Below are 25,246 nucleotides of genomic sequence, written 5' to 3'. Positions count from 1 at the left end.
GTGGACGCGAACGCGAACGCGTGCCACGCTGGAGACGAGCGGCCGGGCGACGCGTGCCTCGGCGCAGGACGGGGAGGTCGAGCGCATGACGCAGCCGGACGCCGCACGGATCACGGTCGTCGGCGACGCCCTGATCGACGAGCTGCGGGATCCCTCTGGTTCGCGCGAGTTCGTCGGCGGCGCCGCCCTCAACGTCGCGGTCGGTCTCGCACTCCTGGGCGAGCAGGTCACGCTCGTGGCGATGCTCGGCGACGACGAACCCGCCTCGCGGATCCGGGCCTTCCTGGCCGACTTCGGAGTGCGCCTCGTCGAGAGCCCCTCGGCGCTCGGCACGTCCCGCGCGGTCTCCGACCGCAGCGAGGGCGGCGAACCGCGCTACGTGTTCAACGATGCCGCGCAGCACCGTCGACTCTCGTTCGACGCCGCGACGCGCGAGGCGCTCGGCGACGCCGACCTCGTCGTCGTGAGCTGCTATCCGTTCGACGACGCCGAGCAGGTCGACGCGCTGCTCGACGCAGTGCACGATCCCGAGCAGCGGCTCGTCGTCGACGGCAACCCGCGCGCGGGCATGCTCCACGACCGCGAGGCGTTCCTCGCCGCCTTCGAGCACGTCGCCTCGCGGTCGCTGCTCGTCAAGGCCGGCGACGAGGACGCGGAGCTGCTCGCACGCGAGTCCCTCGAGGCATTCGTGCAACGGCTCCGCTCGGGAGGACCCGGACGACCGGCGGTGCTCGCCACGGCCGGTCGACGGGGAGCCGACGTCCACCACGACGACATCGACGTCCACGTCGACATCGTGGACCTTCCGGGTCGGGTCGTCGACACGATGGGTGCAGGGGATGCGACGCTCGCGGCGATCGTCCACCACGTCGCCCGAGACGGGATGCCGGCCGATCGGGAGGCCTGGCAGGCGGCACTCGACGAGGCGATGACGATCGCCGCCGCAACCGTCCGCCACGAGGGCGCGCTGCTCCGCACCGGGTCGCCGTCTCCTGAGCTCGGGAGCTGACCGGCCGAACTGGGGTCTTGCGTGCGTGCCGGGGCGGGGTCGTAGACTCGCCCCAACCGCTGATGGCGACATCGGCACGGTGCGCACCCCCGATCGGCGCTCCGCCCCAGAGAACTCCGATCTCGGCACCATGCCACGCCGGAAGCGAGCCGAGTCCCCCGGCGCGCACCACGAGACCCGCGTCGGACGCCGCGCGCCGACCCGCGCGAACGGTGCGACGAGAGGAGTGGCAGTGCCCGATGCCGCCGGCGGTCATCCGGCCACCTCGCCACTCGCGCTTCCCGTCGTCGCCACCCCCACCGACGACCGGTTGATCGCGTCGGCGAGAGCGGGCGACGGCTTCGCGGTGACGCGGCTCTGGCATCGGCACGAGCCTGCGGCGGCGGCCGCCGCCGGCGCGACGCCGGGTTCGGCCGACGTCGAGTTCGTCGTCGAGGCCGCGGCGGCGCGCTTCTCCGCCTGGATCCTGGCCCCCGCCGCGCCCGTCGGCGCGATGCGACCGCACGTCCTCGCGGCGGTGCGCGAGGCCGCCGCCGCCGCCGACGGCCGGGGCGGGACGACCCTCGATCACGTGCCCGCGCTGGTGGCTCCGGCGGAGTGGTACGCGGCAGACCTCCCGGCCGGCCTCGACGACGGCGAGGCCGTCGCGGTCGCCTTCACGTCGCTCGGCACGGCTGCGCAGGAGGCGCTGTGGCTCACCGAGATCGACGGGCTCCCGCCGGTCGAACTCGCCGCCGAACTCGCGCTGACGCCCGCCGAGACGGAGGCGCTCGTCGCCACCACCCACGCGGGCATCCGCGACGCCTGGATCCGACAGCGCGCTGCCGCAGTCCCCGCCGGCGGCGACTGCGACGGCGCGCTCGCGGAACTCGGCGCCCCGGGTGCTCCGGGTCGGCGGATTCCGGGTCGGGTCCGGGCGCACGTCGGGACCTGCGACGGATGCCGCGCCGCGGCGCTGCCCGCGGCGGAGCTCGCCCACCGGCTGGTCGGGCTCGTCCCGCTCCTCGTGCTCGGCGGCGCCTCGGGCGTCGCGTTCCTCGAGGCGACGCGCGCGGGCTCGTCGGCGGCCGTGGTGGCGCCGATCCCGGCGCTCGAGGACCGCCGCACCGTTCTCGCCGCGATGACCGCGGGGGCGATCGCCGGAACCACGGCCGCCGCGACGTCCGGCGCATCACCCGCGAGTGCCGCGTCGAGCGGATTCGGGACCGGCGTCGCACAGCTCGCCCGTTCCGTCGCGCGCGTGCCGCGCAGCGCCCTCCTCGCCACGTCGGCGACGCTGGCGGCGGCAGCTGCGGCGGTCGTGGTGGTCGCCGCGATCTCCGGTGGGACGCCGGGTCTCGGCTCGCTCGACTCCGCCGTCGGCGCCGATGGCGGTGCGGCCGACATCTCGGCGGCACCGCCCGGCGTGGCTCCCCCCGAGATCGTCTCGACGGACCTCCCTGCCGAACCGCGCCCGACGCCGGACGGCGGCGGAGCGACGACCCCGCCGACCGACGCCTCACCGGACGCCGCGGCGCCCGACGGTTCCTCGTCGCCGGACGGCGCGGCGGCCCCGAGCGTCGACGACCCGACGACCGGCGGGGACCCATCAACCCCGCCCCAGCCGGAACCGGGGAGCCCGCCGGCGCCGCCGCCCGGGGACGGCGTGAGCACCCCGATCGCCGACCCCGCCAAGCCCTCCGCCGGACTGTCGTTCACGGTCGGCGAGCCTGGAGACGCCGGCTGGCGGCCGCTCACCGTCACCGGCCCAGCGGGTGCGGAATTCACCATCTTCGATGACGGGAGCGTCCTGATCCAGGGCGTCCTGGACGGCACGGGCACCGCGAACTTCGCCGTACGCGGCTCTGTCAACGGCCTGACGATCGGATACAGCTCGACCTCGGTGACGGCGGGCGGATCCGGATCGACCGGCGGCACGAGCGCGAAGTCGTCCGGCGTCTCCGGCCCGGGACGAGGTGCCGGAACGCAGGACTGAGCAAGCCGGGCAGTGCAACCCCTTCCCCCGAGGTCCCTTCCGGAGGCTAGACTCCCACTTCGCGTGTCACGACGAGTGGGGGACGAACGTGGAAGACCTGGACACCCAGACGACGACCGGCGGTGCGCCCGGCATCAGCCGCCGAACCGTGACGAAGGCGGCCGCCTGGAGCGTGCCCGCCATCCTCATCGCGGCACCGGCTCCGGCCTATGCCGCGAGCGGCGGAACGACACTGGCCTCGGTGGTGGGCAGCTGTGCCGGAAGCGGCGCGACCGGCAGGATCGACGTCACCCTGCCGGACCTTCCGGCCGGGTCGCAGGTGCAGATCGTGCTCTCCCACTCGGGGCAGGGCGGCTTCACGGCGAGCCCGAACTTCGTACCGACCAGCCAGAACGGCACGACGTACCTCGTCACGGGCACAGGGGCGACGTTCACGGGGCAGTTCACGATCACCTTCAGCCTCGGCAAGGACCAGACGGGCACGGTGACCGCCACCGTCACCGCCATCACCGGGGTTATCGTCGACGGCGACAACGTCGGTTTCGTCACGAAGCGCCGCGACGGGAACAGCCAGAACTACAACCAGTGCTCGGCGGGCTGACCGCTACTCCGCCCGGCCGGCGTCGTCGGGCAGGATCGGCTCGACCGCGTCGGCGTGCCGAGCGGAGATGGCGCGCGCCTTCCGCGTCGCGAGCTCGATCAGGACGAGGAGCGCGGCGACCGCGAACACGCTGAGGAGCGCTGCGACCGGGTCGCGCTGCGCGGCCTGGATGATCGCGTTGACCGTCGCGAGCCCGAGGACCCCGTAGAGCGTCGCCCACATCGCCCCGCCGACGACGAGCGCGGGGAGGTACTTGACGAGCGGCATCCGCAGCACGCCGGCGGCGAGGTTCACCGCGGTCTGGAAGCCGACGGTGAGGAACGACAGGGCCACGACCGGGGCCCCGAACCGCTCGATCACGGCCTCGGCGCGAGCGAGCTGCGGCGCCATCCGCCCGCGCCGTTCGATCAGGCGCTTGACCCCCGCGCGCGAGCCCCGACCGAGGGCGTAGGTGCCGCCCGCGCGCAGCAGCACGATCAGGAACAGCACGGCGATCGCCGCCGGAAGGGGCCAGCCCTCGAAGATCTCCACCGCACCGCCTGTCGCCGTCGTCGACCGCCGGGGGCGGCGACCGCCGCCCGGACGTCGCGGTCGTGGGTACGCCCCGAGTCTATCGTCGCGATCCCTTCCGAGCCGGGCCCGCCGCCGATACTGTCGGTCCCGAACCTGTGGAGGGATCATCATGACGCGGAACCCGGTCAAGCTCATCTCCGAGGGCTTCTCGCCCGTCCCGTCGCTGGAGGCCTACGACGCCGTGCGGGTGTCGGCGGTCGACGAGTTCGGCGGCGGCACGGGCGGCGCCGAACTCGACGTGATCGGCGTCCTCGTCTTCGACGAGGGCGATCTGCCCGAGGGCATCGGCCTCGACCGCGACGCGCTCGGCCGGGCCGGGTTCGAGGCGAAGGCCGGGCAGACCCTGATGCTTCCGCAGCCCGGCCACAGCCTGATCATCGTCGTCGGCGGCGGCCCCGAGCCCGAGGCGACGGATGCCGTGCTCCGCGACGCAGGCGCGGCCTTCGTCCGGGCCGTCAAGAAGGCGACGACGGTCGGGCTGCGCGTGCCCTCGATCGGGTCGACGGATGCCGCGGCCGCGGCGCGCGCGCTCACCGAGGGCGTGCTGCTCGGCCGGTACCGCTACGACGCGCTCAAGGCCGAGGCGCGCGAGCCCGCACTCGAGCGCCTGGAGCTCCGTCTGGACGGCGTGGACGCGGAGGCGGCATCCGCCGGCATCGCCGAGGGCGTCGTCACGGCCCGCGCGACGGCGATCGCACGCGACCTGGCCAATACGCCGCCCAGCCACCTCACGGCCACCGACCTCGGCGAGGTCGCCGAGCTGCTGGGCGGACGCTTCGGGTTCGACGTCGAGGTGTTCGACCGCGAGCAGCTCATCGAACTCGGCTGCGGCGGCATCCTCGGCGTCAACGCGGCGAGCGCGGAGGAGCCGCGCATGATCGTCCTGAACTTCCTGCCCGAGGGGAACGCGACGGGGCACCTCGGACTCGTGGGCAAGGGCATCATGTACGACTCGGGCGGCATCAGCCTCAAGCCGAGCGACCCGATGCACCTGCTCATGAAGATGGACATGGGCGGCGCCGCGGCGGTGCTGGGCGCCTTCACGGCGCTCCGCGACCTCGGCGCCACCGCGCGCGTGACGGGCTGGCTGATGTGCACCGACAACATGCCGTCGGGGTCCGCCTACAAGCTCGGCGACGTCCTCACCGCCAGGGGCGGGACGACCGTCGAGGTGAAGAACACCGACGCCGAGGGTCGGCTCGTCATGATGGACGGCCTCGTCCTCGCGACCGAGGAGGGCGTCGACGCGATCGTCGACATCGCGACCCTCACGGGCAGCGCGCTCCGCGCGCTCGGTGAGACGCACTCGGTCGTGCTCGGCACGAGCCAGCCGCTGGTCGACCGCCTGGTCGAGGCGGGCGACGCGACCGCGGAGGCCACGTGGCAGTTCCCCCTCGTGCGCAAGTACCGCAAGCTCATGGACTCCGACGTCGCCGACATCGCGAACATCGGCGGCACGAACGCCGGAGCCACCACGGCCGCGCTGTTCCTCGCCGAGTTCGTCGGCGACACTCCGTGGGCGCACCTCGACATCGCCGGGACCATGAGCGCCGAGAGCGACGACGCCTGGCGCTCGAAGGGCGCGACGGGCTACGGCGCGCGCCTGATCATCGACGTCGCGAAGGGGTTCACTCCGGTCGACTGACGGATGCCACGGAGACGACCGCCCCGTCGGCCTCAGACCGCGGGCTCGGCGTGCGTCCCGACCCAGTCGAGCAGCGGCTCGACCGCGTGCCAGATGCGATCGACGTCGCCCATGACCGCCTCGGGCGGGAGGGTGCCGAGACCGGCGAAGTGCGTCATCCGCAGCAGCTCGATGCGCGGGTGCTCGCGATCGAACCCGCGCGGCGCGGTCTTGAGGAACGGGCCGGCGAGCTCGAGCCCGCGCTCCCCGAGCGACCGGACGATCGCGTCGAGCTCGACCGCGGCCGGACCGTCGGCGGCGATCGCCTCGCGTGCGCGCTGCAACTGGGCGCGGGACGGTTCGTAGAGCCCGCCCCCGGCGTGCAACCCCTCCGCGGAGATGGACACGTAGACGCCGCCGACCCGGCCCGCGGTCATCGCGCCGTTCAGCTTGTATGGGGACTTGTCGGCGCTGAAGCGGACGTCGCGGTTCGGCCGGAACACCTTCGCCGGACCGTAGCGTTCTCCCGCGATCGCGGCGAGCCGTTCGAGCGGCAGCCGGACGTGACGCTCGTAGTCGGAGCGATGCGCCTGCCACCAGTCGCGCGAGTTGTGCGCTTCGAGCTCGGCGTAGAACGCGAACGCCTGGGGCCCGAACAGTCGCTCGTCGGGCGCGAACGGGTCACCGGGAGCGGCGGATCCTGGCGCCGGACGATCGGCGGTCATGATGCGCCCGGTCAGTCGGCCGCGGTCCGGCCGGCCTCGGCGTTCGGCCCGCGGCCGCGGCTCGCGCCGTCGGGAAGGGCGGCCTCGATCGCGGCGATGATCGCCGGGTCGTCGGGCACCGTGGTCGGACGGAACCGACGGACCTCGCCGTCGGGGAGCACGAGGAACTTCTCGAAGTTCCACACGACGCGGCCGGCCCTGCCGGAGGCATCCGCCGTCTGCTTCAGCTCGGTGTAGAGCGGGTGCTCGCTGCGGCCGTTGACCCTCACCCGGTCGAGGATCGGGAAGGTGATGCCCCACGTGGACCGGCAGTACTCGCTGATCGCGTCGTTGGAGGAGAGCTCCTGCAGGAACTGGTTGCTCGGGAAGCCGAGCACCGTGAAGCCGCGGTCGGCGTAGGTGCGCTGGAGCTCCTCGAGCTGCTCGTACTGCGGGGCGAGCCCGCAGCGCGAGGCGACGTTCACGACGAGCCTGACCTGGCCGGCCCAGTCGCCCAGCGTGCGGGTCTCGCCGGACATCGTGCGGAACGGGATCGTCTCGAGCTCGGTCATGCGTCGCTGCTCCTCGGTTCGGTGCCTCCACGCTATCGCCGGGCGCTGGGAACCGCCTCGTAGTCGCGACCCGCCCGGCGAGCCGACGCCGCGTCAGCGGGTCGCGCGCGCCAGGTAGACCGCCTCGGTGCGACTCGACGCGCCGAGCTTGCGCAGGATCGCCGAGACGTGCACGCTCGCCGTCTTCCCGCTGATGTAGAGCCGTTCGCCGATCTGCCGGTTGCTGAGGCCCTCGGCGATGAGGTCGAGCACCTGGCGTTCGCGCGCGGTCAGCTCGGCGACCGCGTCGGCCGGTTCGTCCGCTCCGGCGACGCCCGCCGCACCCTGCCGGGTGTCGCGGTGCGTCGCTCCGTCGAGCGCGAGGCCCGCCTGCATCGCGACGCGGGCGGTGCGCGTCTGCACGGCCGTGACGCCGCCGTCGACCGCACCGTCGAACGCCTCCTTGAGCATGTCGCGCGCGGCCTGGCGATCGCCCGCATCGAGGAGCGCCTCGCCCAGGCGGAGCAGGGCGTACGGCCTGAGGAACCTGGGGGCGGTCTCGGCCGTGGCGCGCTCCGCGGCCTCCCGCCACGCCGCTTCGGTCGGGGTCAGCTCGGCGTCGACGAAGGCCTTCCAGATCGGATGCGTCGGCCAGAACGACAGCCGCGCCATGAGCGCTCGCACGTCGGACTCGGCGCCGACGATCTCGGCGGCCTCGGCCTCGGAGACCAGTGCCGGGTCGGCGCGCACCGCGGCGATCACCCGCGCGAGCGCCCACAGCAGAGGCTCGGCGTAGCCGGCGAGCGGCAGCACCTCCTCGTGCAGCACGCCGCGCCCGTCGCGCCAGGCCTGCGACAGGTCGCCGACCGCGAGCCCGATCTCGACGGCCACGCGACCGACCGCCAGCCGGGTCTGCATCTCGACCTGCATCACGGGCCCCATCGCGGGGCGGAGCCGGCGGAAGGCCTCGGCAGCGTGCTCCGCATCGCCGCGCCAGACCAGCGCCCAGAGCTTCGCACGCTCGAGGTAGGTGCGGACCGGCCCGGGCGGGTCGAGCGCGAGCGCGCGCTCGATGAGGGCGTCGGCGCGCTCCCACTCGCCGAGCGCGAACAGCGGGTCGACCGCGTTCGAGGCGAGGATCACGCCCGAACTGCGCTCGACGCCCTGCGCGCGGGCACGCGCGAGCCCCTCCTCGGCGAGCCGGACGGCCTCGGGGAAGTCGCCGACGAGGTAGCGGAGGTCGGACGCGTTGACCCAGTACCGGAGCAGCGCGGCACCGTCTCCGTCGGCGAGCTCTCGCGCCCGCTCGATGTCGACGAGCGCCCGGTCGACCTCGCCGCGCGAGGCGCGGCTGACCGCGCTGATGTTCATGGCGACGGAGGCGTAGCGTGCCGACCCGATGGCGCTGGCGAGCTCGTACGCGGCGTCGGCCATCTCGACGGACTCGTCGATGCGCGCCTCGATCATGAGCCGCCCGGCGAGCCCGGTCATCACCGTCGCACGGACCTCGTCGGCGCCCTCGTCGGGGATCGCGGCGAGCGCCTCCTCGAGCATGGCGATGGAGCCGCCGCGGCCCATGTTCGCCTGGTAGAGCGCCTTGTCGCGCAGCAGCCTCGGGTACTGCGGGTCGCTTCGCGGGCACTCGGCGAGCGCCAGCTTCACCAGGGCGAGGCTGCGTTCGCCCTCGCCGGCGTGGCGGAGCTGCGACGCGGTTCGGCCCATCAGCTCGAGCTTGGTCATCCCCGCGATCCGCTCGGCGTCGGGGACCGTCTCCCACAGCTCGAGGGCGCGCTCGCCGAGCTGCGCGGACGTCGCGTAGGCGACCGCGGCCCGCGCCTCGCGCATGGCCTGGATCGTCGCGGGGAAGGCCCGGACCGGGTCGCGCGCGCCCAGCCAGTGGTACGAGATCTCGGCGGCGAGGCGGCGCCCGCCCGCGGCGGCCGCGGCCTGCGCCTCGTACGCCTCGGCATAGCGTGCGTGGAACCGGGCGCGCTCGCCCGGGAGGAGGTCGGCGAGGATCGCCTCGCGGACGAGCGCGTGGCGGAACGCGTAGTCGTCGCCGTCGATGACGAGGACGCCGTAGGTGACGGCCTCACGGGCGGCCGCCTCGAGCTCCTCGTCGCCGCCCCGGTACACCGCGGCGAGCAGGGCGTGCGGCACGCGCACGCCGCCGGTCGAGAGCAGCCGCAGCAGTTCCTGCGCGTCGTCGGAGAGCCGCTCGTAGCGGGCGAGCAGCAGGTCGCGGAGCGTCCCGGGCACGAAGCCCTCGTCGCGGCACCCGTCGATGCCCACGAGTTCCTCGACGAAGAACGGCACGCCGTCGCTGCGGCGGAACACGGTCTCGAGCACGCGGTCGCTCGGCGCCTCGTCGTCGATGAGCGTGGCGACCAGTGCACGGACCTCGCTCTCGTTCAGTCGCTCGAGTTCCCGCCGCTCGACCCACCGGTCGCGCTCGGCCTCGGAGAGGAACAGGCGGAGCGGATGCCCCCGGGTGACGTCGTCGGTGCGATAGGTCAGCAGCATGAGCAGGCGACCCGAGCCCAGCGAGCGGAGCAGGAAGCGCAGCAGCGCCAGCGTCGCGGCATCCGCCCAGTGCAGGTCCTCGATGACGAGGACGATCGGGAGGTCGCGCGACAGGGTCTCGAGCAGCACCGCGACGGCCTCGTGGAGCTGGCCGCTCCCGGCACCGCCGGGCGTGATCACGATCTCGCCCGACGTCACGGCGTCGGATGCCGCGAGCTCGGGCAGCAGCGCGATGAGCGCCGCACGACCCGGGCCGACGGCGTCGAGCGCGCCCTCCGCGCCGACCTGGGCGACGAGCTGCCGGAGTGCACCCTTCACCGGCGCATAGGGCGCTGCGACGTCGCCGAGGTCGACGCACTGCCCGAGCACGAGTCGGACATCGGGCCCGAGCCCCGCCATGAACTCGGACACGAGACGGGACTTGCCGATGCCGGCCTCGCCGCCGATCACCGCCGTCGCGGGCGTGCCGACGCGCACGGCATCGAGGAGACTGTTGAGCCACTCGAGCTCGGCGTCGCGGGCGATCATCGTGGGGCTCGACGAAGAGCTGGTCACACTCATATCGTCCCACGCACCCACGACAACGGCGCCGGCCCCGTCGGGCCGACGCCGTGACGTGGTGTCCGCGGATCCGGCGGCGCCCGCCGATCGCTCCGCCGCGCCGCGCTGGGTGATCGGGATCACCGCGCGAACTGCGGCAGGTGGAAGCGGCGGTGCGGCGCACGGACGCGGCGGGCGCTGCGACCCACGACGGGCGACTCGGCCTCGCGCTCGGCCGCGGCCCGCGCGTGCGCGATCCGCTGCTCGGCGCCGAGCAGGTTCACCTCGTGCACCTGCTGTGCGACGAATCCCGCTGAGTAGTCCATGGTCTCCTCCTGGTCTGGGTGATGGTCCGAGACTCCTCCCTGAGGTGGCCCGGGTTCATCGGGAGATGTCCCTATTTCCGTGGTGCGGGGCCGCTGAGGTGGCCTCAGGGCCCCGCTCGGTCGGATGCGGATGTCCGGGTCGATCCGACCTCAGTGCGACAGGGTGGGCATGCGGTGGTATCCGTCCTTGCGGAACTGGATCACCGACGCGGTCACGGCCCATGCCGTGACGAGCCCGAGCATGAGCATCGCTGCGAACATCACGCACCTCCTTCCGTGTCTTCCTTGGGGTCTCGATGTGGTCCTGGTGTCCGGGCCGCACCCATCCGATGCGACGATGGTGCTCCCTGAGCCATCCCTCGCCCATCGGCAGTTCTGCGTATTCGGGGCCGAGGTTCCGGCCCGGTGCCCTCAGGCGGCCGGCTCCGACGCCTCGTCGAGCGTGGCCGGAGGCGATTGCGCCGTCGTCAGCGCGCGCACCGATTCGGGCACGGGCGTGCCCGGAGGCGTGAGCCCTGAGGCGATCGGCGCGGCCCATCGGCGTACGAGCGGCACGACGCCGGCCCAGGCCGCATGGTCCTCGCCGTCGTCGGGCTCCTCGGAGGGCCCGCCCGAGCGCTGCTTCATGACGACGTCGTCGAGCGCGAGCCGGAGCACGCGCGTCGCGGCGACCTCCTTGCGCCGCATGCCGCGCACCTCCGCCGCGCGCCCCGGCATGAGCCGCTCGGACAGCGCGAGCAGCGCGGCATCCGCCTCGTCGTCAGGCACCGGCTCGAGCACGCCCTGCACGGTCGCACTGCGGTAGTTCATCGAGCTGTCGAACAGCGATCGCGCGTAGACGAGGCCGTCGAGGGAGGTCACGGCGAAGGCGACCGGCGTGCGGGTGGATGCCGCGCGGAGCGCGAACCCTCCCCCGGTCGAGCCGTGCAGCACGACGTGCTCGCCGACGCGCGCGTAGCCCATCGGGACCACGACCGGCACTCCCCCCGCGACGACCGCGAGGTGTCCGACGAGTTCGGCGTCGAGGAGCTCGTGGAGTGCGAACCGGTCGACGGTCTCGCGGTCGGGCAGGCGGCGGATGCGGCGGACCGGAGCTGCGGGGCCGGCGGAGGGGTTCGGGGTGCTGGTCATGCGACCAGTGTGCGCGCGAAGCTGGTATGGTGAGCAGACCAGTTCTCGTTCATTCGAGCAGTCCAGTGGAGGATGCGATGGACGGACCGCTGCTCACCATCGACCGCGACGACGCGCGTCCGCTCGGCGTGCAGCTCGTCGACGGGCTCCGCCGCGGCATCCTCACCGGGCTGCTGCGGACCGGCGACCCGCTGCCCTCCACGAGGTCGCTCGCAGCCGAGCTCGGCGTCGCCCGCAGCTCGGTCGTCGCCGCCTACGACCAGCTCGCCGGCGAGGGCTACCTCGAGGTGCGCCAGGGCGCGCCGACCCGCGTCGCACCGCTCGCGACACCCCCGACGGCGGCGCCCACCCCCGCGGTCGAGGCCCCCGTGTCGACGGTCGCTGCGGTCCGGGAGGCCGCCGGACCCGCGGGGACCACCATCACCGAGCGCGGTGCGGCGCTCGACCTCCGGCCCGGCCGGCCGTCGACGGCGAGGCTCGACGAGCGCGCGTGGCGCGCGGCATGGCGCGCCGCCGCGCGCGACGCCGTGCCCGACGACACCGAACCCGACTTCGGCGCACCGCGCCTCCGCGCCGAGATCGCCGAGCACCTGCGGCACGCCCGAGGCGTGACCTGCTCGCCCGACGACATCGTCGTCACCGCAGGCACCAGCGACGCCGTGGCGCTCCTCGCGACCGCGCTGCGGATCCTCGTCGAGGGGACCCCGCGCGTCGCCGTCGAGCATCCCGGCTACCCCTCGGCGCGGCGCGTGCTCGTCCGCCGCGGCGCGCTCGAGACGGTCGCGGTGCCGGTCGACCGCGACGGCATCGAGGTCGACGCGCTCCGCGGCATCCGCCCCGCACCCCATGCCGTGCTCGTGACGCCGAGCCACCAGTACCCGCTCGGCGGACGGCTGCCGGTCGCGTCGCGGCTCGCGCTGCTCGAGTGGGCCGAGGCATCCGACGCACTGGTCCTCGAGGACGACTACGACAGCGAGTTCCGCCACGTCGGGCCGCCGCTCCCCGCGCTCGCCTCGCTCGACCGCTCGGGGCATGCGGTGCTCATCGGCAGCTTCTCGAAGGTGCTCACGCCGTGGCTGCGGCTCGGCTACCTCGTGCTGCCCGCGAACCCCGGCCTGCGCGACGCCGTCGCCGCCGCCCGCGACGACGAGACGTGCCCCGTGCCCGGCATCGCGCAGGCGGCGATGACCGAGCTGCTCGCGACCGGCGCCGTGCGACGGCACATCGCGGCGGCGAAGCGCGACTACGCGCACCGCCGCACGCTCGTGGTCGAGGCCCTCGGCGGCATCGACGGCGCCCCGCTCTCCGGCCTCGACGGCGGGCTGCACGCCGTCGTCGGGTTGCCGTCGCCCGAGGTCGCCGCGCGGGTCGTCACCCGGCTCGCCGACGACGGGGTCCTCGTGGCACCGCTCTCCGAGTACTCGGCCGTGCCGGGCGCCGGCCCGTCGGGGATCGTGCTCGGCTACGCCTCGCCGCCCGACTCGCGGCTCGCCGACGCGCTCGCGCGCGTGCGCGCCGCCCTCGAGGCACCCGTCTGACGCCCGCGCCGGGCGTCGGCGGGTCAGGCGAAGAGCGGCTGCCCCACGTGCTCACCTGGCCGGATGCCACCCGGCACCGCGAAGATCGCCGAACCGACGTGCTTCAGGTACTCGTTCAGCCCGTCCGAGGCGAGGCTCCGCTGCACCGTGACGAACTGCTCGGGCGAGCGCTGGAACGACAGGAAGAACAGCCCCGCATCGAGGCGGCCGAGCTGGTCGTTGCCGTCGACGAAGTTGTAGCCGCGGCGCAGCATCCTCACGCCGCCGTTCGACGCCGCGTGGGCGAGGCGCACGTGCGAGGTCGCGGCCATGAGCGGCGCGCCGGTGGCGCCGGTCGCCTCGAAGTCGGGCTCCGCGAACTCGGTCCCGCCCGACAGCGGCGCGCCCTCGCCCTTCGAACGGCCCACGAGCTGCTCCTGCTCGCCGAGCTGCACGCGGTCCCAGTTCTCGATGACCATGCGGATCTTGCGCGCCACGAGGTACGACCCGCCCGCGAGCCACGCGGGCTCGTCGGCCGCGTCGACCCAGACGTGCTCGGCGAGCGCCTCGCCATCCTCGGCCTTCACGTTGGCGGTGCCGTCCTTGAAGCCGAACAGGTTGCGGGGCGTCGACTGCGAGGTCGACGTCGACGACGTGCGGCCGAACCCGAGCTGCGACCAGCGCAGGCTCGCGCGCCCGAAGGCGATGCGGCTGAGGTTGCGGATCGCGTGCACGGCGACCTGCGGGTCGTCGGCGCACGCCTGGATGCAGAGGTCGCCGCCGGTCCACTCCGCCTTCAGCGCGTCGCCCTGGAACCGCGGGAGCGCTTGAAGCGCGGGCGGTCTGCGCGCGGCGATGCCGAAGCGGTCGACGCCCGCGGCGTCCTCGAACAGCGTCGGGCCGAACCCGAAGGTGATCGTGAGGCCCGCGGCAGGCAGCCCGAGCGCCTCGCCCGTGTCGGCCGGGGGCGCATGGTCGCTCCCGCCGACGGCGCCGCCCTCCTCGACCTCGAGTCCCTGCGTGAGCCGGGCGGCCGCGTCGGTCCAGTCGGCGAGCAGTCCGACGAGGCCTGCGCGGTCGAGCGAGTCGCTCACGTCGAACGCGGCGAAGTGCAGGCGGTCCTGCGCCGGCGTCGTGATGCCCGCCTGGTGAGTTCCGTGGAAGTCGTAGGCGGCGGATGCCTCGGGCCCGCCGAACGCGCCCGTGACCGCCACCGCGGTCCCGGCTCCGCCCGCGGCCCCGACGACCGCGCCCGCCGCGCCGGCGCCGAACAGGCCGAGGATGCCGCGGCGGCTGATCCCGTCGCGGGACCCGGGCGCGGGCGCCTGCTCGGCCATCAGGCCCCCAGGACCGTCGCGGTCAGCTGCGAGAGCGGCTCTGCGAGCGCGTTCACGGCGTCGCTGAGCCCCTTCTTCTGCGCGTCGGTCAGCGTGGCGTAGTCGACGAACCCGTCGTCGAGCGAGCCGTACGTGGCGAGCGCCGCCTCGAGGTCGTCGAAGCGCGCGTCGATCCCGGCCGCGAGCTCGGCGCCCGCGTCGGTCGTCTCGGCGAGCGCCCGCACGGCGCCGAACGCGACGCCGGCCCCCTGCACGTTCGCCGCGAAGTCCGACAGGTCGGTGCCCGACCACCAGTCCTCCTCGCCCGTGATCTTGCCCGCGGCGACCTCGTCGAGGAGCGCGATGGCGCCGTTCGAGATGGCGTCGAGCGACACGGAGAAGTCCTCGGCGGTGACGAGGTCGTGCAGCTCCGCGACATCCGCGACGAGCTGGTCGGCGAACGCCCGGCGCTCCTCGGGCGTCGACGGCGCCCAGTCGGCCGACGCGTCCCGGCCGTCGGAGTTCAGGTCGCCGGCGGCCGGCGGCCACAGGTCCTTCTCGATGCGGTGGAAGCCGGTCCACTCGAGCCCGTCGGCCACGGCGTCGACCTCACGGAAGTCGATCTGGGGGTCGAGGTCGCCGAACGCCTCGGCGGTCGGCTCGATGCGCTCGTACGGGATGCGGGTCGTCGCGTAGAGCGAACGTGCCGCCTCGTCGTCGCCCGCGGCGTAGGCGGCCGCGAACTCCTCGACGGCGGGCAGCAGCTCGGCCGCCTGCGAACGCACGTAGGCGAGGTACTCGGTCACGGCCTGGTCCGCGAGCACCTGGCGGTCCTCGGAGAGCGCGCCCGCCTCGCCGGTGACCGTGAACTCGGCGAGGCCGACGGGGGCGCCGACCTGCTGGAACTTGCACGCCGTGTAGTAGGTGCCGGGCTCGAGGTGGGCGGTGAAGTCGACGGTCTGCCCCGGCGCCACGTTCTCCTTCTCGCCGACGATGCGCAGCTTGTCGTCAGCCAGCACCTCGAACTCGTTCACCTCCGAACCGCTGTTCGTCAGGCGGAAGGTGAGGGCGCCGGCCTCGGCGGTCGCGACCTCGACGCCGCACGCGTCGTCGGTGATCGCCACCGGGATCGCCGCGGCGAGGTCGGCCTTGGCGACGCAGCCCGTCAGGGCGAGTGCGGCGACGACGGTGATGGCGGATGCCGCAAGGGCGCGGGGAGTCATTCGACCTCCTGGTCGTGGTGATGGTGGTGGTTCGCGGTCCGGCCGCGGTGACGGCCCGGACGGGTCAGGACGCGGGGACGGCCCGTGCGGACGCGGAGGGTCGCACGGCGTTCGGCGCGGGCGCCGCGCCATCCGTCGCCCCGACCGGCTTCGGCGTCTGGCGGTGCCGCATGACGCGCAGGTACAGCGGGAGCACGATGCCGACGTACAGCACCCATCCGACCACCTGCGCCCAGGTCGGCTCGGGCGAGAAGTTGAAGATGCCGGTGAGCAGCGCGCCGTACCAGGAGCCCGGAGGCACGAGCCCGACGAGGTCGTATGCAGGGGCGCCACCCGCGATCACTCCGGCCTCCTGCAGGTCGCCGATGCCGTAGGCGAGCACGCCAGCGGCGACGATCACGAGGAAGACGCCGGTCCAGGTGAAGAACCGCGAGAGGTTGATGCGCACGAGCCCGCGCGCGATGCCCCAGGAGATGCCCACCGCGGTCAGGATGCCGAGCACGGCGCCGAGCGTGCCGAGCAGGGGGTCGCTGCCGCCGGCGACGTTCGCCCACACGAACAGCGCCGTCTCGACGCCCTCGCGACCGACTGCGAGCGCACCGATCAGCACGAACGCGAACCACGACCGGTCCATGGCCGCGTCGACCTGGCCGCGGAGCTCCTTCGACAGGCCCGCGCCGTGCGTGGCCATCCAGAAGATCATCCAGGTCACCATCGCGACCGCGACGATCGAGAGTGCGCCGCCGAGGATCTCCTGCGCCTCGAAGGTGAGCGCGTACGGGCCCCAGGTGAGCACCGCGCCGACCGCGAGCGCCACGGCGACCGCGACGCCGACGCCCACCCACATGCGGCCGAGCAGGTCGCGCCGGCCGAGCTTGCCGAGGTACGCGACGAGGATGCCGACGATGAGCCCGGCCTCGAGGCCTTCGCGGAGTCCGATCAGGTAGGTGGCGAGCACGGTGGTCCTCTGGTTCGTGGTCGGTGGAAGTGAGATTAGGCTAACCTTACTTCGCCCCGATGCCAACACGGACGTCATGCTCCGCAACCCCCGCGACCGAAGACGGATGCCGCGGCGCGACCGGTCGGCGTACGGTTGACCCCGTGCTGACTCCTCCGGTGACCGAGAAGCGACCGACCGAACGCACCCACCACGGCGACGTGGTGATCGACCACTACGAATGGCTCCGCGACAAGGACGACCCGGCGGTCATCGCCCACCTCGAGGAGGAGAACGCCTACACGAAGGCGAAGACCAGGCACCTGTCCCTCCTCCAGGAGCAGGTGTTCGAGGAGATCAAGGACCGCACCAAGGAGACCGACCTCAGCGTGCCGACGCGCGAGGGCGACTGGTGGTACTACTCGCGCACCGTCGAGGGCCTGCAGTACGGCATCCACTGCCGCGTCGCCGCGCGCGCGGCCGACGACTGGGAGCCGCCCGCCGTCCCCGAGGACGGCTCGCCGCTCCCCGGCGAGCAGGTGCTCCTCGACGACAACGTCGAGGCCGAGGGCCACGAGTTCTTCTCACTCGGCAGCTTCGACGTGACCGCCGACGGCACCACGCTGCTCTTCGGCGTCGACGTCGAGGGCGACGAGCGGTACACGATCCGCCTGCGCGACCTCACCGGCTCGGGCCGCGAGTTCGACGACGAGATCCCCGGCACGGCCGCGGGCGCCCTCTTCGACCAGAGCGGGCGGTACGTCTTCTACACGACCGTCGACGACGCCTGGCGGCCCGACACGGTCTGGCGGCACGAGGTCGGCACGCCCGCCTCCGCCGACGTGAAGGTCTTCCACGAGCCCGACGAGCGCTTCTGGCTCGGCGTCGGCCTCACCCGCAGCCGCCGCTACCTCGTGCTCGAGGCCGGCTCGCACGTCACGAGCGAGTCGTGGCTGCTCGACGCCGACGACCCGACGGGCGAGTTCCGCGTGGTGTGGCCGCGCCGCGACGGCGTCGAGTACGACGTCGAGCACGTCGTCGCTGGGGGGAAGGACCGCCTGCTCGTCATCCACAACGAGGGCGACGCGGTGAACTTCGAGCTCGTGAGCGTGGCGGCCGACGACCCGCAGGGCGAACGGCGGATGCTCCTCCCCCACGATCCGCGCATGCGCATCGAGGCCGCGCACGGCTTCCGCGACTTCGTCGCGCTCGAGTACCGCCGCGACGGGCTTCCCCGCGTCGCGATCGCGAAGGTGCCGCCGCAGGGCATCCCCGCCGACGTGACGGTCGACGACACCCTGCACGAGCTCGCCTTCGACGAGGAGCTCTTCTCTGCCGGCGTCGGCGCGAACCCCGACTGGACGCAGCCGTCGCTGCGGATCGGCTACGGGAGCTTCGTCACGCCGTCGATGGTGATCGACGTCGACGTGGCATCCGGCACCCGCACGGTGCGGAAGCAGCAGCCGGTGCTCGGCGACTACCACCCCGAGCGGTATTCGCAGAAGCGCGAATGGGCGACGGCGCCGGATGGCACGAGGGTGCCGATCTCGCTCGTCTACCGGCACGACCTCGTCACGCTCGGAGAGCCGGCGCCGACGCTCCTCTACGGCTACGGCTCGTACGAGCACGCGATCGACCCGGGCTTCGGCATCCCGCGGCTGTCGCTCCTCGACCGCGGCATGGTGTTCGCGATCGCGCACGTGCGCGGCGGCGGCGAGATGGGCCGGCTCTGGTACGAGCACGGCAAGAAGCTGCACAAGAAGCACACGTTCACCGACTTCATCGCCGCGGCCGAGCACCTGATCGACCGCGACGTGACGACGCCCGACCACCTCGTCGCGCAGGGCGGCTCCGCGGGCGGGCTGCTCATGGGCGCCGTCGCGAACCTCGCCCCTCGCCTCTTCGCGGGGATCGTCGCCGAGGTGCCGTTCGTGGACCCGCTGACCTCGATCCTCGACCCGTCGCTGCCGCTGACCGTCATCGAGTGGGATGAGTGGGGCAACCCGCTCGACGACCCGGAGGTGTACGCGTACATGAAGTCGTACGCGCCGGTCGAGAACGTGCACGAGGTGACGTACCCGGACATCCTCGCGATCACGAGCCTGAACGACACGCGCGTGCTCTACGTCGAACCGGCGAAGTGGGTCGCGCGGCTCCGAGAGGTGGGCGCCGATCCGCTGCTCAAGATCGAGATGGCGGCCGGCCACGGCGGCGTCTCGGGCCGCTACGCGGCCTGGCGCGAGCGCGCGTTCGCGAACGCCTGGATCATCGATGCGGCGGGGGCACACCCGAGCGGGGAGTAGCCGGGGCATCCGCTCACGCCGGCCGCCGTCCGGCTGGAGTGCGTTTTCTGGGGTGGAGTGCGGTGTGAGACTGGCCTCCACCCCAGAAACCGCACTCCAGCCGGACGGACCGCGCCGAGATCGGCAGGATCTCGACGCGCGGCGCCTGAACAGGGGTCGCGGATGTCGGCGGCCCGGCCCAGACTGACCGTCATGTCGTTCGTCACCGAACTGAGTGAGCGGATGCCCCAGCGCGTGCACGCGCCCGGCACCCCCGAGTACGAGGCCGGCGCCCACGTCTTCGCCGGCCAGGGCACGCCCGACGCGGTCGTGCGCCCGACCTCCGCGACCGAGGTCGCCGAAGCCGTCCGCTCCGCCGTGGCGGCGGACGTGCCCCTGACCGTCCGCTCGGGCGGGCACGGCTCCCCGCCTGCCGCAGCGGGCGGCGTCATGATCGACCTGTCCGCGCTCTCCTCGATCGAGGTCGCGGGCGACGGGCTCGTCCACGTGGGCGCCGGCGCCCACTGGGGCGACGTCGCGGCGACGCTCGCTCCTCACGGCCTCGGCGTGACCTCCGGCGACACGCGCGACGTCGGCGTCGGCGGTCTCACGCTCGGCGGCGGCATCGGCTGGCTGGTCCGCACGCACGGCCTGACGATCGACATCCTCCGCCGGGTCGAGTTCGTGACCGCCGCGGGCGAGGTGCTCGAGGTCGACGCCGAGTCGCACCCCGACCTCTTCTGGGCGGTGCGCGGCGGCGGCGGCAACTTCGGCGTCGCGACGCGGTTCACCTACCAGGCGGCGCACGTCGAGGGCCTCGTCGGCGGTCGGGTGATGTTCGACCAGTCCGACGCGCGCGCGGTGCTGGGAGCCTGGCGCGACGTCATGCGCGACGGCCCCGACGAGCTCAACTCGACGCTCATGGTCATGCCGCCGCTCATGCCCGAGATGCCTGCCGGTCCGCAGCTCGTGGTCGCGCTGCAGGGCTCCGAGGAGGAACTCCGGCACCTGCTTCGCCCCCTGCTCTCGTTGCCGTCCGTCACGCACGTCTCGCTGGCACCGGTGGGCTACGGCGACCTCCTCGAGGACGCCCCGCCCGGCGAGCCGCCGTTCGAGCTCGTCGGCGGCAACGGCTTCGTGCCCGACCTCTCCGACGCCGCGCTCGATGCGTTCGCCGCGACGCTCGACCACGAGATCCACACGATGCTGCTGCTCAGGGCGCTCGGTGGGGCCTTCTCGCGCGTGCCGGCGGATGCCACGGCCGTCGCCCAACGCGACGGGCAGGCGCTCGTCGCGGTGAACCGGCTGGTACCGGCCGACGCGGCCCCCGAGGCGGTCGCCGCGGCGCACGAGGGCATCGACGCCGCGATGGCCTTCACGAACGGTCGCTACTCGAACTTCACGCCCGAGTTCGGCGCCGACATCGTGACCGAGATCTTCCCGCCCGAGACGCTGGAGCGCCTGCGCGCGGTCAAGCGCGAGGTCGACCCCCGCGACGTGTTCCGCGCGAGCCATCACATCACGCCGTAGACGAGGGCGCGCCGAGCTCGGGCGCGGTCGGCGGGCCGCTCGCCGCCGATGCCGCGTGCGGATGCACGTGCCGGGCACGGAGGTGCTTGTCCGCCGCGTCCACCGCGATCAGGATCGGCACCGACGCGAGCGCGACCGCCCACCCCGCGAACGGCGGATTCGCCTGTCCGAGGATCCCGGCGACCGTGGGCTGGAACAGCACCACGAGCGAGAACGCGAGCTCCACGAGCACGCCGACGACGAGCAGCCGGTTGGTGAGCCATCCGAGTGCCCCGGGCCACCTCGTCGAGGAGCGGCACGCGAACGCGTTCGCGGTCTGCGCGAGGACCACGGTCATGAACGCCGCACCCGAGGCCGCCATCAGGTCGGGTCCGGACGGGAAGGACTCGCCCGGACGCCATCCGAGCGCGACGAGGGACACCACGAACGCCGTCATCGTGAGCAGCGCCTCGAGCGGGCCGAGCACGCCGAATGCGCGGCGGAGCACGGTGGCGTTCATGAGTCGTCCACCCACGGGCGGGCCCTCGAGCAGGTGCTTCGCGGGCTTCTCGGCGCCGAGGGCCACAGCAGATAGCGTGTCGGTGCCGAGGTCGAGGGCGATGATCTGGAGCACCCCGAGCGCGAGCGGGAACTGTCCGCCGGAGAGCGCCCAGACGACGAATGGGGTGAGCTCGGCGACGTTGTCGGTGAGGTGATACGTGAGGAACCGGCGGATGTTCACGTAGGTCGCGCGCCCCTGCTCGATGCCCGCCACGATCCCGGCGAACGAGTCGTCGAGGAGCACGAGGTCGGCCGCCTCTCGGGCGACGTCCGTGCCACCCTTCCCCATGGCCACCCCGATGTCCGCCTCGTGCAGCGCCGGGGCGTCGTTCACGCCGTCGCCGGTCATCGCCACGACGTGACCCCTCGCGCGGAGGGCGCGCGCGATGCGCAGCTTGTCCTCGGGTGACACGCGTGCGACCACCACGCCGTCGTGGTCGAGCACGGCACCCAGGTGCTGGTCGTCGGCGGGCAGGTCGGCGCCCGTGAGCACGGGCGCGTCGTGCGAGCGCAACCCCACCTCGTCGGCGATCGCCCGCGCGGTGGCGGGGTGGTCGCCCGTGATCATCGCGACGCGGACTCCCGCCTGACGGCACGCGCGCAGCGAGTCCGCGATGCCGTCGCGCGGCGGATCCTGCAACGCGAGCAGGCCGAGCAGCCGCAGGCCCTCCTCCGCCTCGAGCTGCGTCGTCGGCGTGCGGCCTGCGCGCGGGGCCGCCGCCACGGCGATGACGCGCAGCCCGCGACCCGTGAGGTCGTCGACGACGGCCGCGACGTCGGCGGGCGCCGCGCCGGCGGTCCCATCGGCGTCCGAGCACCGCGGCAGCACCGCATCCGGCGCTCCCTTCACGATCACCTCGTCGGCCAGGACGACCGCCATGCGCCGGAGCTGCGGGTCGAAGGGGAACCGGAGCTCCGGGGGCGTCGCGCGCCGGTCGGCATCGGTGTCGACGCCGAGCCGTCGGGCGAGCGCGTCGAACGCGGCTTCCATCGGGTCGCCGTGCGGACGCCACCCGCCTGCGATCTCCTCGGCGTAGCCCGTCGAACAGCGCATCGCGGCCACGGCGAGTTCCCGGACAGGCGGGGCCGCGCCGGGCGGGACCCACGAGAGCACGGCCTCCGGCCCGTACCCGCCTCCCTCCACGGCGAGCTCACCGGACGGCGTCCACGCGTGCACGACGGTCATCTCGTTGCGCGTGAGCGTGCCCGTCTTGTCGGTGCAGATGAAGGTCGTCGACCCGAGGGTCTCGACCGCCTCGAGGTTGCGCACGAGGATGGAGCGTCGCGCCATCCGCTCGGAACCGAGGGCGAGCGAGAGCGTGACGGTCGGCAGCAGCGCCTCCGGGACGAGCGCCACGGTGACGCCGATCGCGAAGACGAAGGCGTCCTGCAGCGGGTTGCCGACGAGCATCGAGATCACGAGGAACAGCAGCCCCGCACCGATCGCGATGGAGGCGGTCAGGCGGACGACCCCGCGCAGGCCCCGCGTGAGCGGCGTGTCCGGCGTCGCCGTGGTCGTCATGCGGGCGATGCCGGCCAGGCGGGTCCGTGCGCCGGTCGCCGTCACGCGGGCCCGGGCCTCGCCCTCGACCACGAACGTGCCCGCGAAGAGCGTGGCGCCCGGCTCCACGCTCGCCGCGACGCTCTCCCCCGTGAGCATGGACGTGTCGACCAGCAGCCGGTTCGCCGCGACCGCCTCCGCGTCGGCCGGGATCCGGTCGCCGCTCTCGAGGAGGAGCACGTCGCCCTCGACGACGTCCACCGCGTCGACCTGCCGGCGACGTCCGTCACGACGGACCGTGACGCGTGCGGGGAGCATCTCCTGGAGCCGGTCGGCGGCGCGGTCGGCGCGAGCCTGCTGCACGATCGCGAAGATCGCGTTCACGACGATCACCGCGATGATCGCCACGCCGAGCTCGGGCAGACCGGCGACGAACGCGAGCACCGCGGCGCCCCACAGGAGCAGCGCGAAGAAGTGCGTGAGCTCTCCGACGAGCCGGCGCAGCACCGACGGACGCTTCGCGCCGGGCAGCACGTTCGCGCCGTCTCGGGCGCGCCGCGCCGCGGCATCCGCGCTGCTCAGCCCCGATGCCGCGGGCTCCGTGACGCGCGGCTCGTCCATGCGCGGCCAGCGTAGGCGGGACGGCCCAGGCGGACCGGGACCGTGGTCCCGTCCGGTCGCGCGTCCCGGCGACGGTCAGGCGACCGGAGGATCCTCGTGCAGGTCGACGTCGGCCGGCACGAACGCCCACCCCGTGAAGCGCACCTTCAGGCCGTCGCGCGTCGGCGCGCAGGCCATCGGTCCGGCGGTCGCGGCATCCGCATCGAACGGGGCGACCCGGATGGTGCGCCACGGGCCGTCGCCCGCACGCGCGCGAAGCGTCACCGCGTCGCCGTCGACCCCGGACCGGCTCGCCCGCACGGTCACGATCTCGCCCGCCCACTCGGGGACCGGGGCGAGCGACCAATCGGACACGCGATTCGTGACGACCGCCCCCACGTGGAGGACGCCGTCGGTCACCTCGAGGCCCGCCTTGATCCAGAGCTCGTCGCCGCCGCGGAGGAAGAGTCCGGCCTGGTCGTACAGGCCGGTGAGCGTCGACGTGTCGACGGCGACCTCGACGGCGGCGTCCGCCGGCCACGGGCCGAGCAGCGCATGGCCGTCGTCGTGCACGAAGCCGTACTGGGTCGTCCGCCAGAAGTCGCTCCCCTCCGCGGCCTCGACGACGATCCCCTCGCCGTCCGCGCGGACCGCGACGGGATCGCGGGTCCAGCGTCCCGCATCCCACGGGGCGGCGGGGCCCTCCGAAGCTGCGTCGGTCATGCGACCAACGCTAGTCCCGTTCGTCAGCGACCGGCGACGGCGAGCAGGCGGTCGAACCCTCGGTCGGTGAGCACTCGTCGCGCCGCGATCAGCGGCTTGGCCAGACGGCCGACCGAATATCGTGTGCGGGGCCGGCGAGCGGAAGCGGCCTTCGAGACGGCATCGGCGATCACGGACGGCGACGACCCGCCGAGTTCACCGCCACTGCGGGAGACGACGACGTGGGCGAGGCGCGCGTACGCGCCGTCCCCGCTCCGCTCCAGTATCGGCGCGGCCATGATCGCCGACCACTCGGTGTCGATCAGTCCGGGTCGGACGATCACCACCTCGATTCCGAACTGCGCGACCTCGAACCGGAGCGCATCGGACCACGCCTCGAGTGCGTGCTTGGTCGCGTGGTAGTAGGCCCCGAGCGGGGTGTAGATCTCGCCTCCGACCGAGGAGATGTTGACGATTCGACCCGACTTCTGCGCACGCATGTGCGGCAGCACGAGCTGGGTCAGGCGGGCCACGCCGAAGAAGTTGACGTCGAACTGGTAGCGGACGTCCTCCATCGTGGTGTCCTCGACGGCGCCGTACAGCCCGAAGCCGGCGTTGTTCACGAGCACGTCGATGCGCCCGGTCTCGGCGATGATGCGGTCGACCGCGGCGACGACCTGGTCGTCGATCGTCACGTCCATGCCGATCACGCGCACGCCGGACTCCGCCAGGTCGCGCATGCGCTCGACGCGGCGCGCGGCGCCGTACACGGTGTAGCCGTCGGCGGCGAGTCGCAGCGCGATCTCACGACCCATGCCGGATGAGGCGCCGGTGACGAGAGCGGTCTTGACCATGGTGATCCTCCGAATAAGTAACTGCTTGCTTACCAACGGTACGACACGGTGGGCTAGAATGTCAACAAGCACTTACTTACTTGTGCCGCGCGCACCGTCCGCGGCACCCACGGAAGGGGAACCGCGTGGCCAGGGACGCCGCACAGACACGCCGCCGCATCCTCGATGCCGCCCTCGCCGAGTTCGCCGAGGGCGGCTTCGCCGGTGCGCGCATCGCCGGCATCGCGGATGCCGCGTCGGCGAACCAGCGCATGATCTACGCCTACTTCGGGAGCAAGGAGGGGCTGTACGACGCGGTCGCCGACGAGGTCATCGAGCGCGTGCACGTCGAGGTCCCCTTCACGCCCGACGACCTCCCCGGCTACGCCGTCGCGCTCTTCGACTACGCCCTGAGCCATCCGGAGGTCGTGCGGTTCCAGGCCCGCCGAAACCTCGAGGCCCACGAGCCGACGCCACGCGAGCTCGAGCTCTACGGCGAGAAGCTCGATGCCCTCCGACGTGCGCAGCGCGAGGGGGCGCTCCCGGCCGACGACTCCCCCGCCGAGCTCCTCGTACGCGTGACGGGAGCGGTCGCGGCCTGGCTGCAGGCGCCCGCCGGCCTCCGCCCGTCCCTGACGGGCGTCGACGTCCGCGACCGGGTCCGCCGCGACGTGACCCGCATGGTCGCCGCGCTCGAGCGCCGCTGAC

Annotated in this window: 20 protein-coding genes; 8 read left to right on the top strand and 12 right to left on the bottom strand. The window is 73.5% G+C overall.

Annotated elements, in window-relative coordinates; translation table 11 throughout:
• Positions 1 to 85: 85 nt before the first annotated feature.
• From GJR97_RS09105 to GJR97_RS09095, 3 genes are all read left to right on the top strand, one after another.
• Positions 86 to 1,009 (top strand): carbohydrate kinase family protein, encoded by a 924-nt coding sequence (locus GJR97_RS09105; protein ID WP_154346143.1) that lies wholly within the window; start codon positions 86 to 88, stop codon positions 1,007 to 1,009.
• A gap of 232 nt (positions 1,010 to 1,241) precedes the next feature.
• The gene (locus tag GJR97_RS09100) at positions 1,242 to 2,984 is read left to right on the top strand and encodes a hypothetical protein (protein WP_154346142.1); all 1,743 of its coding nucleotides are present in this window, start codon (positions 1,242 to 1,244) and stop codon (positions 2,982 to 2,984) included.
• Between the two features lie 88 nt (positions 2,985 to 3,072).
• Complete coding sequence (locus GJR97_RS09095) at positions 3,073 to 3,585, top strand: hypothetical protein (RefSeq protein ID WP_154346141.1); 513 nt, start codon at positions 3,073 to 3,075, stop codon at positions 3,583 to 3,585.
• A gap of 3 nt (positions 3,586 to 3,588) precedes the next feature.
• Here the strand turns inward: GJR97_RS09095 and GJR97_RS09090 are convergent, their stop codons facing one another.
• Positions 3,589 to 4,116, bottom strand: a complete 528-nt coding sequence (locus GJR97_RS09090) for a DedA family protein (protein ID WP_324613319.1) — start codon at positions 4,114 to 4,116, stop codon at positions 3,589 to 3,591.
• Between the two features lie 151 nt (positions 4,117 to 4,267).
• Between GJR97_RS09090 and GJR97_RS09085 the strand changes: the two genes are divergently transcribed.
• Positions 4,268 to 5,803 carry a leucyl aminopeptidase family protein gene (locus tag GJR97_RS09085; protein WP_154346140.1) on the top strand — a complete coding sequence of 512 codons (1,536 nt, stop codon included), beginning with the start codon at positions 4,268 to 4,270 and terminating at the stop codon, positions 5,801 to 5,803.
• Between the two features lie 32 nt (positions 5,804 to 5,835).
• Here the strand turns inward: GJR97_RS09085 and GJR97_RS09080 are convergent, their stop codons facing one another.
• The 5 genes from GJR97_RS09080 to GJR97_RS09060 form a co-directional block, all read right to left on the bottom strand.
• Positions 5,836 to 6,507, bottom strand: coding sequence for a DUF2461 domain-containing protein (locus tag GJR97_RS09080; RefSeq protein ID WP_154346139.1), 672 nt, complete (start codon positions 6,505 to 6,507; stop codon positions 5,836 to 5,838).
• Positions 6,508 to 6,518: 11 nt separating this feature from the next.
• Positions 6,519 to 7,058, bottom strand: coding sequence for a glutathione peroxidase (locus GJR97_RS09075; RefSeq protein ID WP_154346138.1), 540 nt, complete (start codon positions 7,056 to 7,058; stop codon positions 6,519 to 6,521).
• A gap of 93 nt (positions 7,059 to 7,151) precedes the next feature.
• Positions 7,152 to 10,115, bottom strand: a complete 2,964-nt coding sequence (locus GJR97_RS09070) for a helix-turn-helix transcriptional regulator (protein ID WP_324613318.1) — start codon at positions 10,113 to 10,115, stop codon at positions 7,152 to 7,154.
• 125 nt (positions 10,116 to 10,240) lie between these two features.
• On the bottom strand, positions 10,241 to 10,426 hold the full coding sequence (locus tag GJR97_RS09065; protein WP_154346137.1) for a hypothetical protein: 186 nt from the start codon (positions 10,424 to 10,426) through the stop codon (positions 10,241 to 10,243).
• Between the two features lie 411 nt (positions 10,427 to 10,837).
• Positions 10,838 to 11,557, bottom strand: coding sequence for a pyridoxamine 5'-phosphate oxidase family protein (locus GJR97_RS09060; RefSeq protein WP_154346136.1), 720 nt, complete (start codon positions 11,555 to 11,557; stop codon positions 10,838 to 10,840).
• Between the two features lie 77 nt (positions 11,558 to 11,634).
• On the opposite strand from GJR97_RS09060, the gene pdxR reads away from it, so the two are divergent.
• A complete protein-coding gene (pdxR, locus tag GJR97_RS09055) occupies positions 11,635 to 13,095 on the top strand; it encodes a MocR-like pyridoxine biosynthesis transcription factor PdxR (RefSeq protein WP_154346135.1) in 1,461 nt (486 codons plus the stop codon).
• Positions 13,096 to 13,118: 23 nt separating this feature from the next.
• Here the strand turns inward: pdxR and efeB are convergent, their stop codons facing one another.
• The 3 genes from efeB to efeU form a co-directional block, all read right to left on the bottom strand.
• On the bottom strand, positions 13,119 to 14,411 hold the full coding sequence (efeB, locus tag GJR97_RS09050) for an iron uptake transporter deferrochelatase/peroxidase subunit (RefSeq protein ID WP_154346134.1): 1,293 nt from the start codon (positions 14,409 to 14,411) through the stop codon (positions 13,119 to 13,121).
• Complete coding sequence (gene efeO, locus GJR97_RS09045) at positions 14,411 to 15,613, bottom strand: iron uptake system protein EfeO (protein WP_154346133.1); 1,203 nt, start codon at positions 15,611 to 15,613, stop codon at positions 14,411 to 14,413. The genes efeB and efeO overlap by 1 nt, the downstream gene beginning before the upstream one ends.
• A 64-nt stretch (positions 15,614 to 15,677) precedes the next feature.
• Positions 15,678 to 16,571, bottom strand: coding sequence for an iron uptake transporter permease EfeU (gene efeU, locus GJR97_RS09040; protein WP_324613317.1), 894 nt, complete (start codon positions 16,569 to 16,571; stop codon positions 15,678 to 15,680).
• Positions 16,572 to 16,714: 143 nt separating this feature from the next.
• Here efeU and GJR97_RS09035 point away from each other — a divergent pair, with 143 nt between their 5' ends.
• Both GJR97_RS09035 and GJR97_RS09030 read left to right on the top strand, forming a co-directional pair.
• Entirely contained in the window at positions 16,715 to 18,853 is a 2,139-nt protein-coding gene (locus GJR97_RS09035; RefSeq protein WP_324613316.1) for a S9 family peptidase, read from the top strand.
• Positions 18,854 to 19,045: 192 nt separating this feature from the next.
• Entirely contained in the window at positions 19,046 to 20,362 is a 1,317-nt protein-coding gene (locus GJR97_RS09030; protein WP_195760648.1) for an FAD-binding oxidoreductase, read from the top strand.
• On the opposite strand, the gene GJR97_RS09025 is transcribed toward GJR97_RS09030, so the two are convergent.
• The 3 genes from GJR97_RS09025 to GJR97_RS09015 form a co-directional block, all read right to left on the bottom strand.
• On the bottom strand, positions 20,352 to 23,024 hold the full coding sequence (locus tag GJR97_RS09025) for a cation-translocating P-type ATPase (RefSeq protein WP_154346129.1): 2,673 nt from the start codon (positions 23,022 to 23,024) through the stop codon (positions 20,352 to 20,354). The two genes, GJR97_RS09030 and GJR97_RS09025, sit on opposite strands and share 11 nt — an antisense overlap.
• 75 nt (positions 23,025 to 23,099) lie before the next feature.
• The gene (locus GJR97_RS09020) at positions 23,100 to 23,726 is read right to left on the bottom strand and encodes a DUF1349 domain-containing protein (RefSeq protein WP_154346128.1); all 627 of its coding nucleotides are present in this window, start codon (positions 23,724 to 23,726) and stop codon (positions 23,100 to 23,102) included.
• A gap of 23 nt (positions 23,727 to 23,749) precedes the next feature.
• On the bottom strand, positions 23,750 to 24,559 hold the full coding sequence (locus GJR97_RS09015; RefSeq protein ID WP_154346127.1) for an oxidoreductase: 810 nt from the start codon (positions 24,557 to 24,559) through the stop codon (positions 23,750 to 23,752).
• A gap of 125 nt (positions 24,560 to 24,684) precedes the next feature.
• On the opposite strand from GJR97_RS09015, the gene GJR97_RS09010 reads away from it, so the two are divergent.
• Positions 24,685 to 25,245 carry a TetR/AcrR family transcriptional regulator gene (locus tag GJR97_RS09010; protein WP_195760647.1) on the top strand — a complete coding sequence of 187 codons (561 nt, stop codon included), beginning with the start codon at positions 24,685 to 24,687 and terminating at the stop codon, positions 25,243 to 25,245.
• Position 25,246: the final 1 nt, after the last annotated feature.

Origin of the sequence: Agromyces kandeliae, from assembly GCF_009674665.1 — a bacterium.
Lineage (GTDB): Bacteria > Actinomycetota > Actinomycetes > Actinomycetales > Microbacteriaceae > Agromyces > Agromyces kandeliae.
This window is presented reverse-complemented; position numbering and strand designations above follow the sequence as displayed.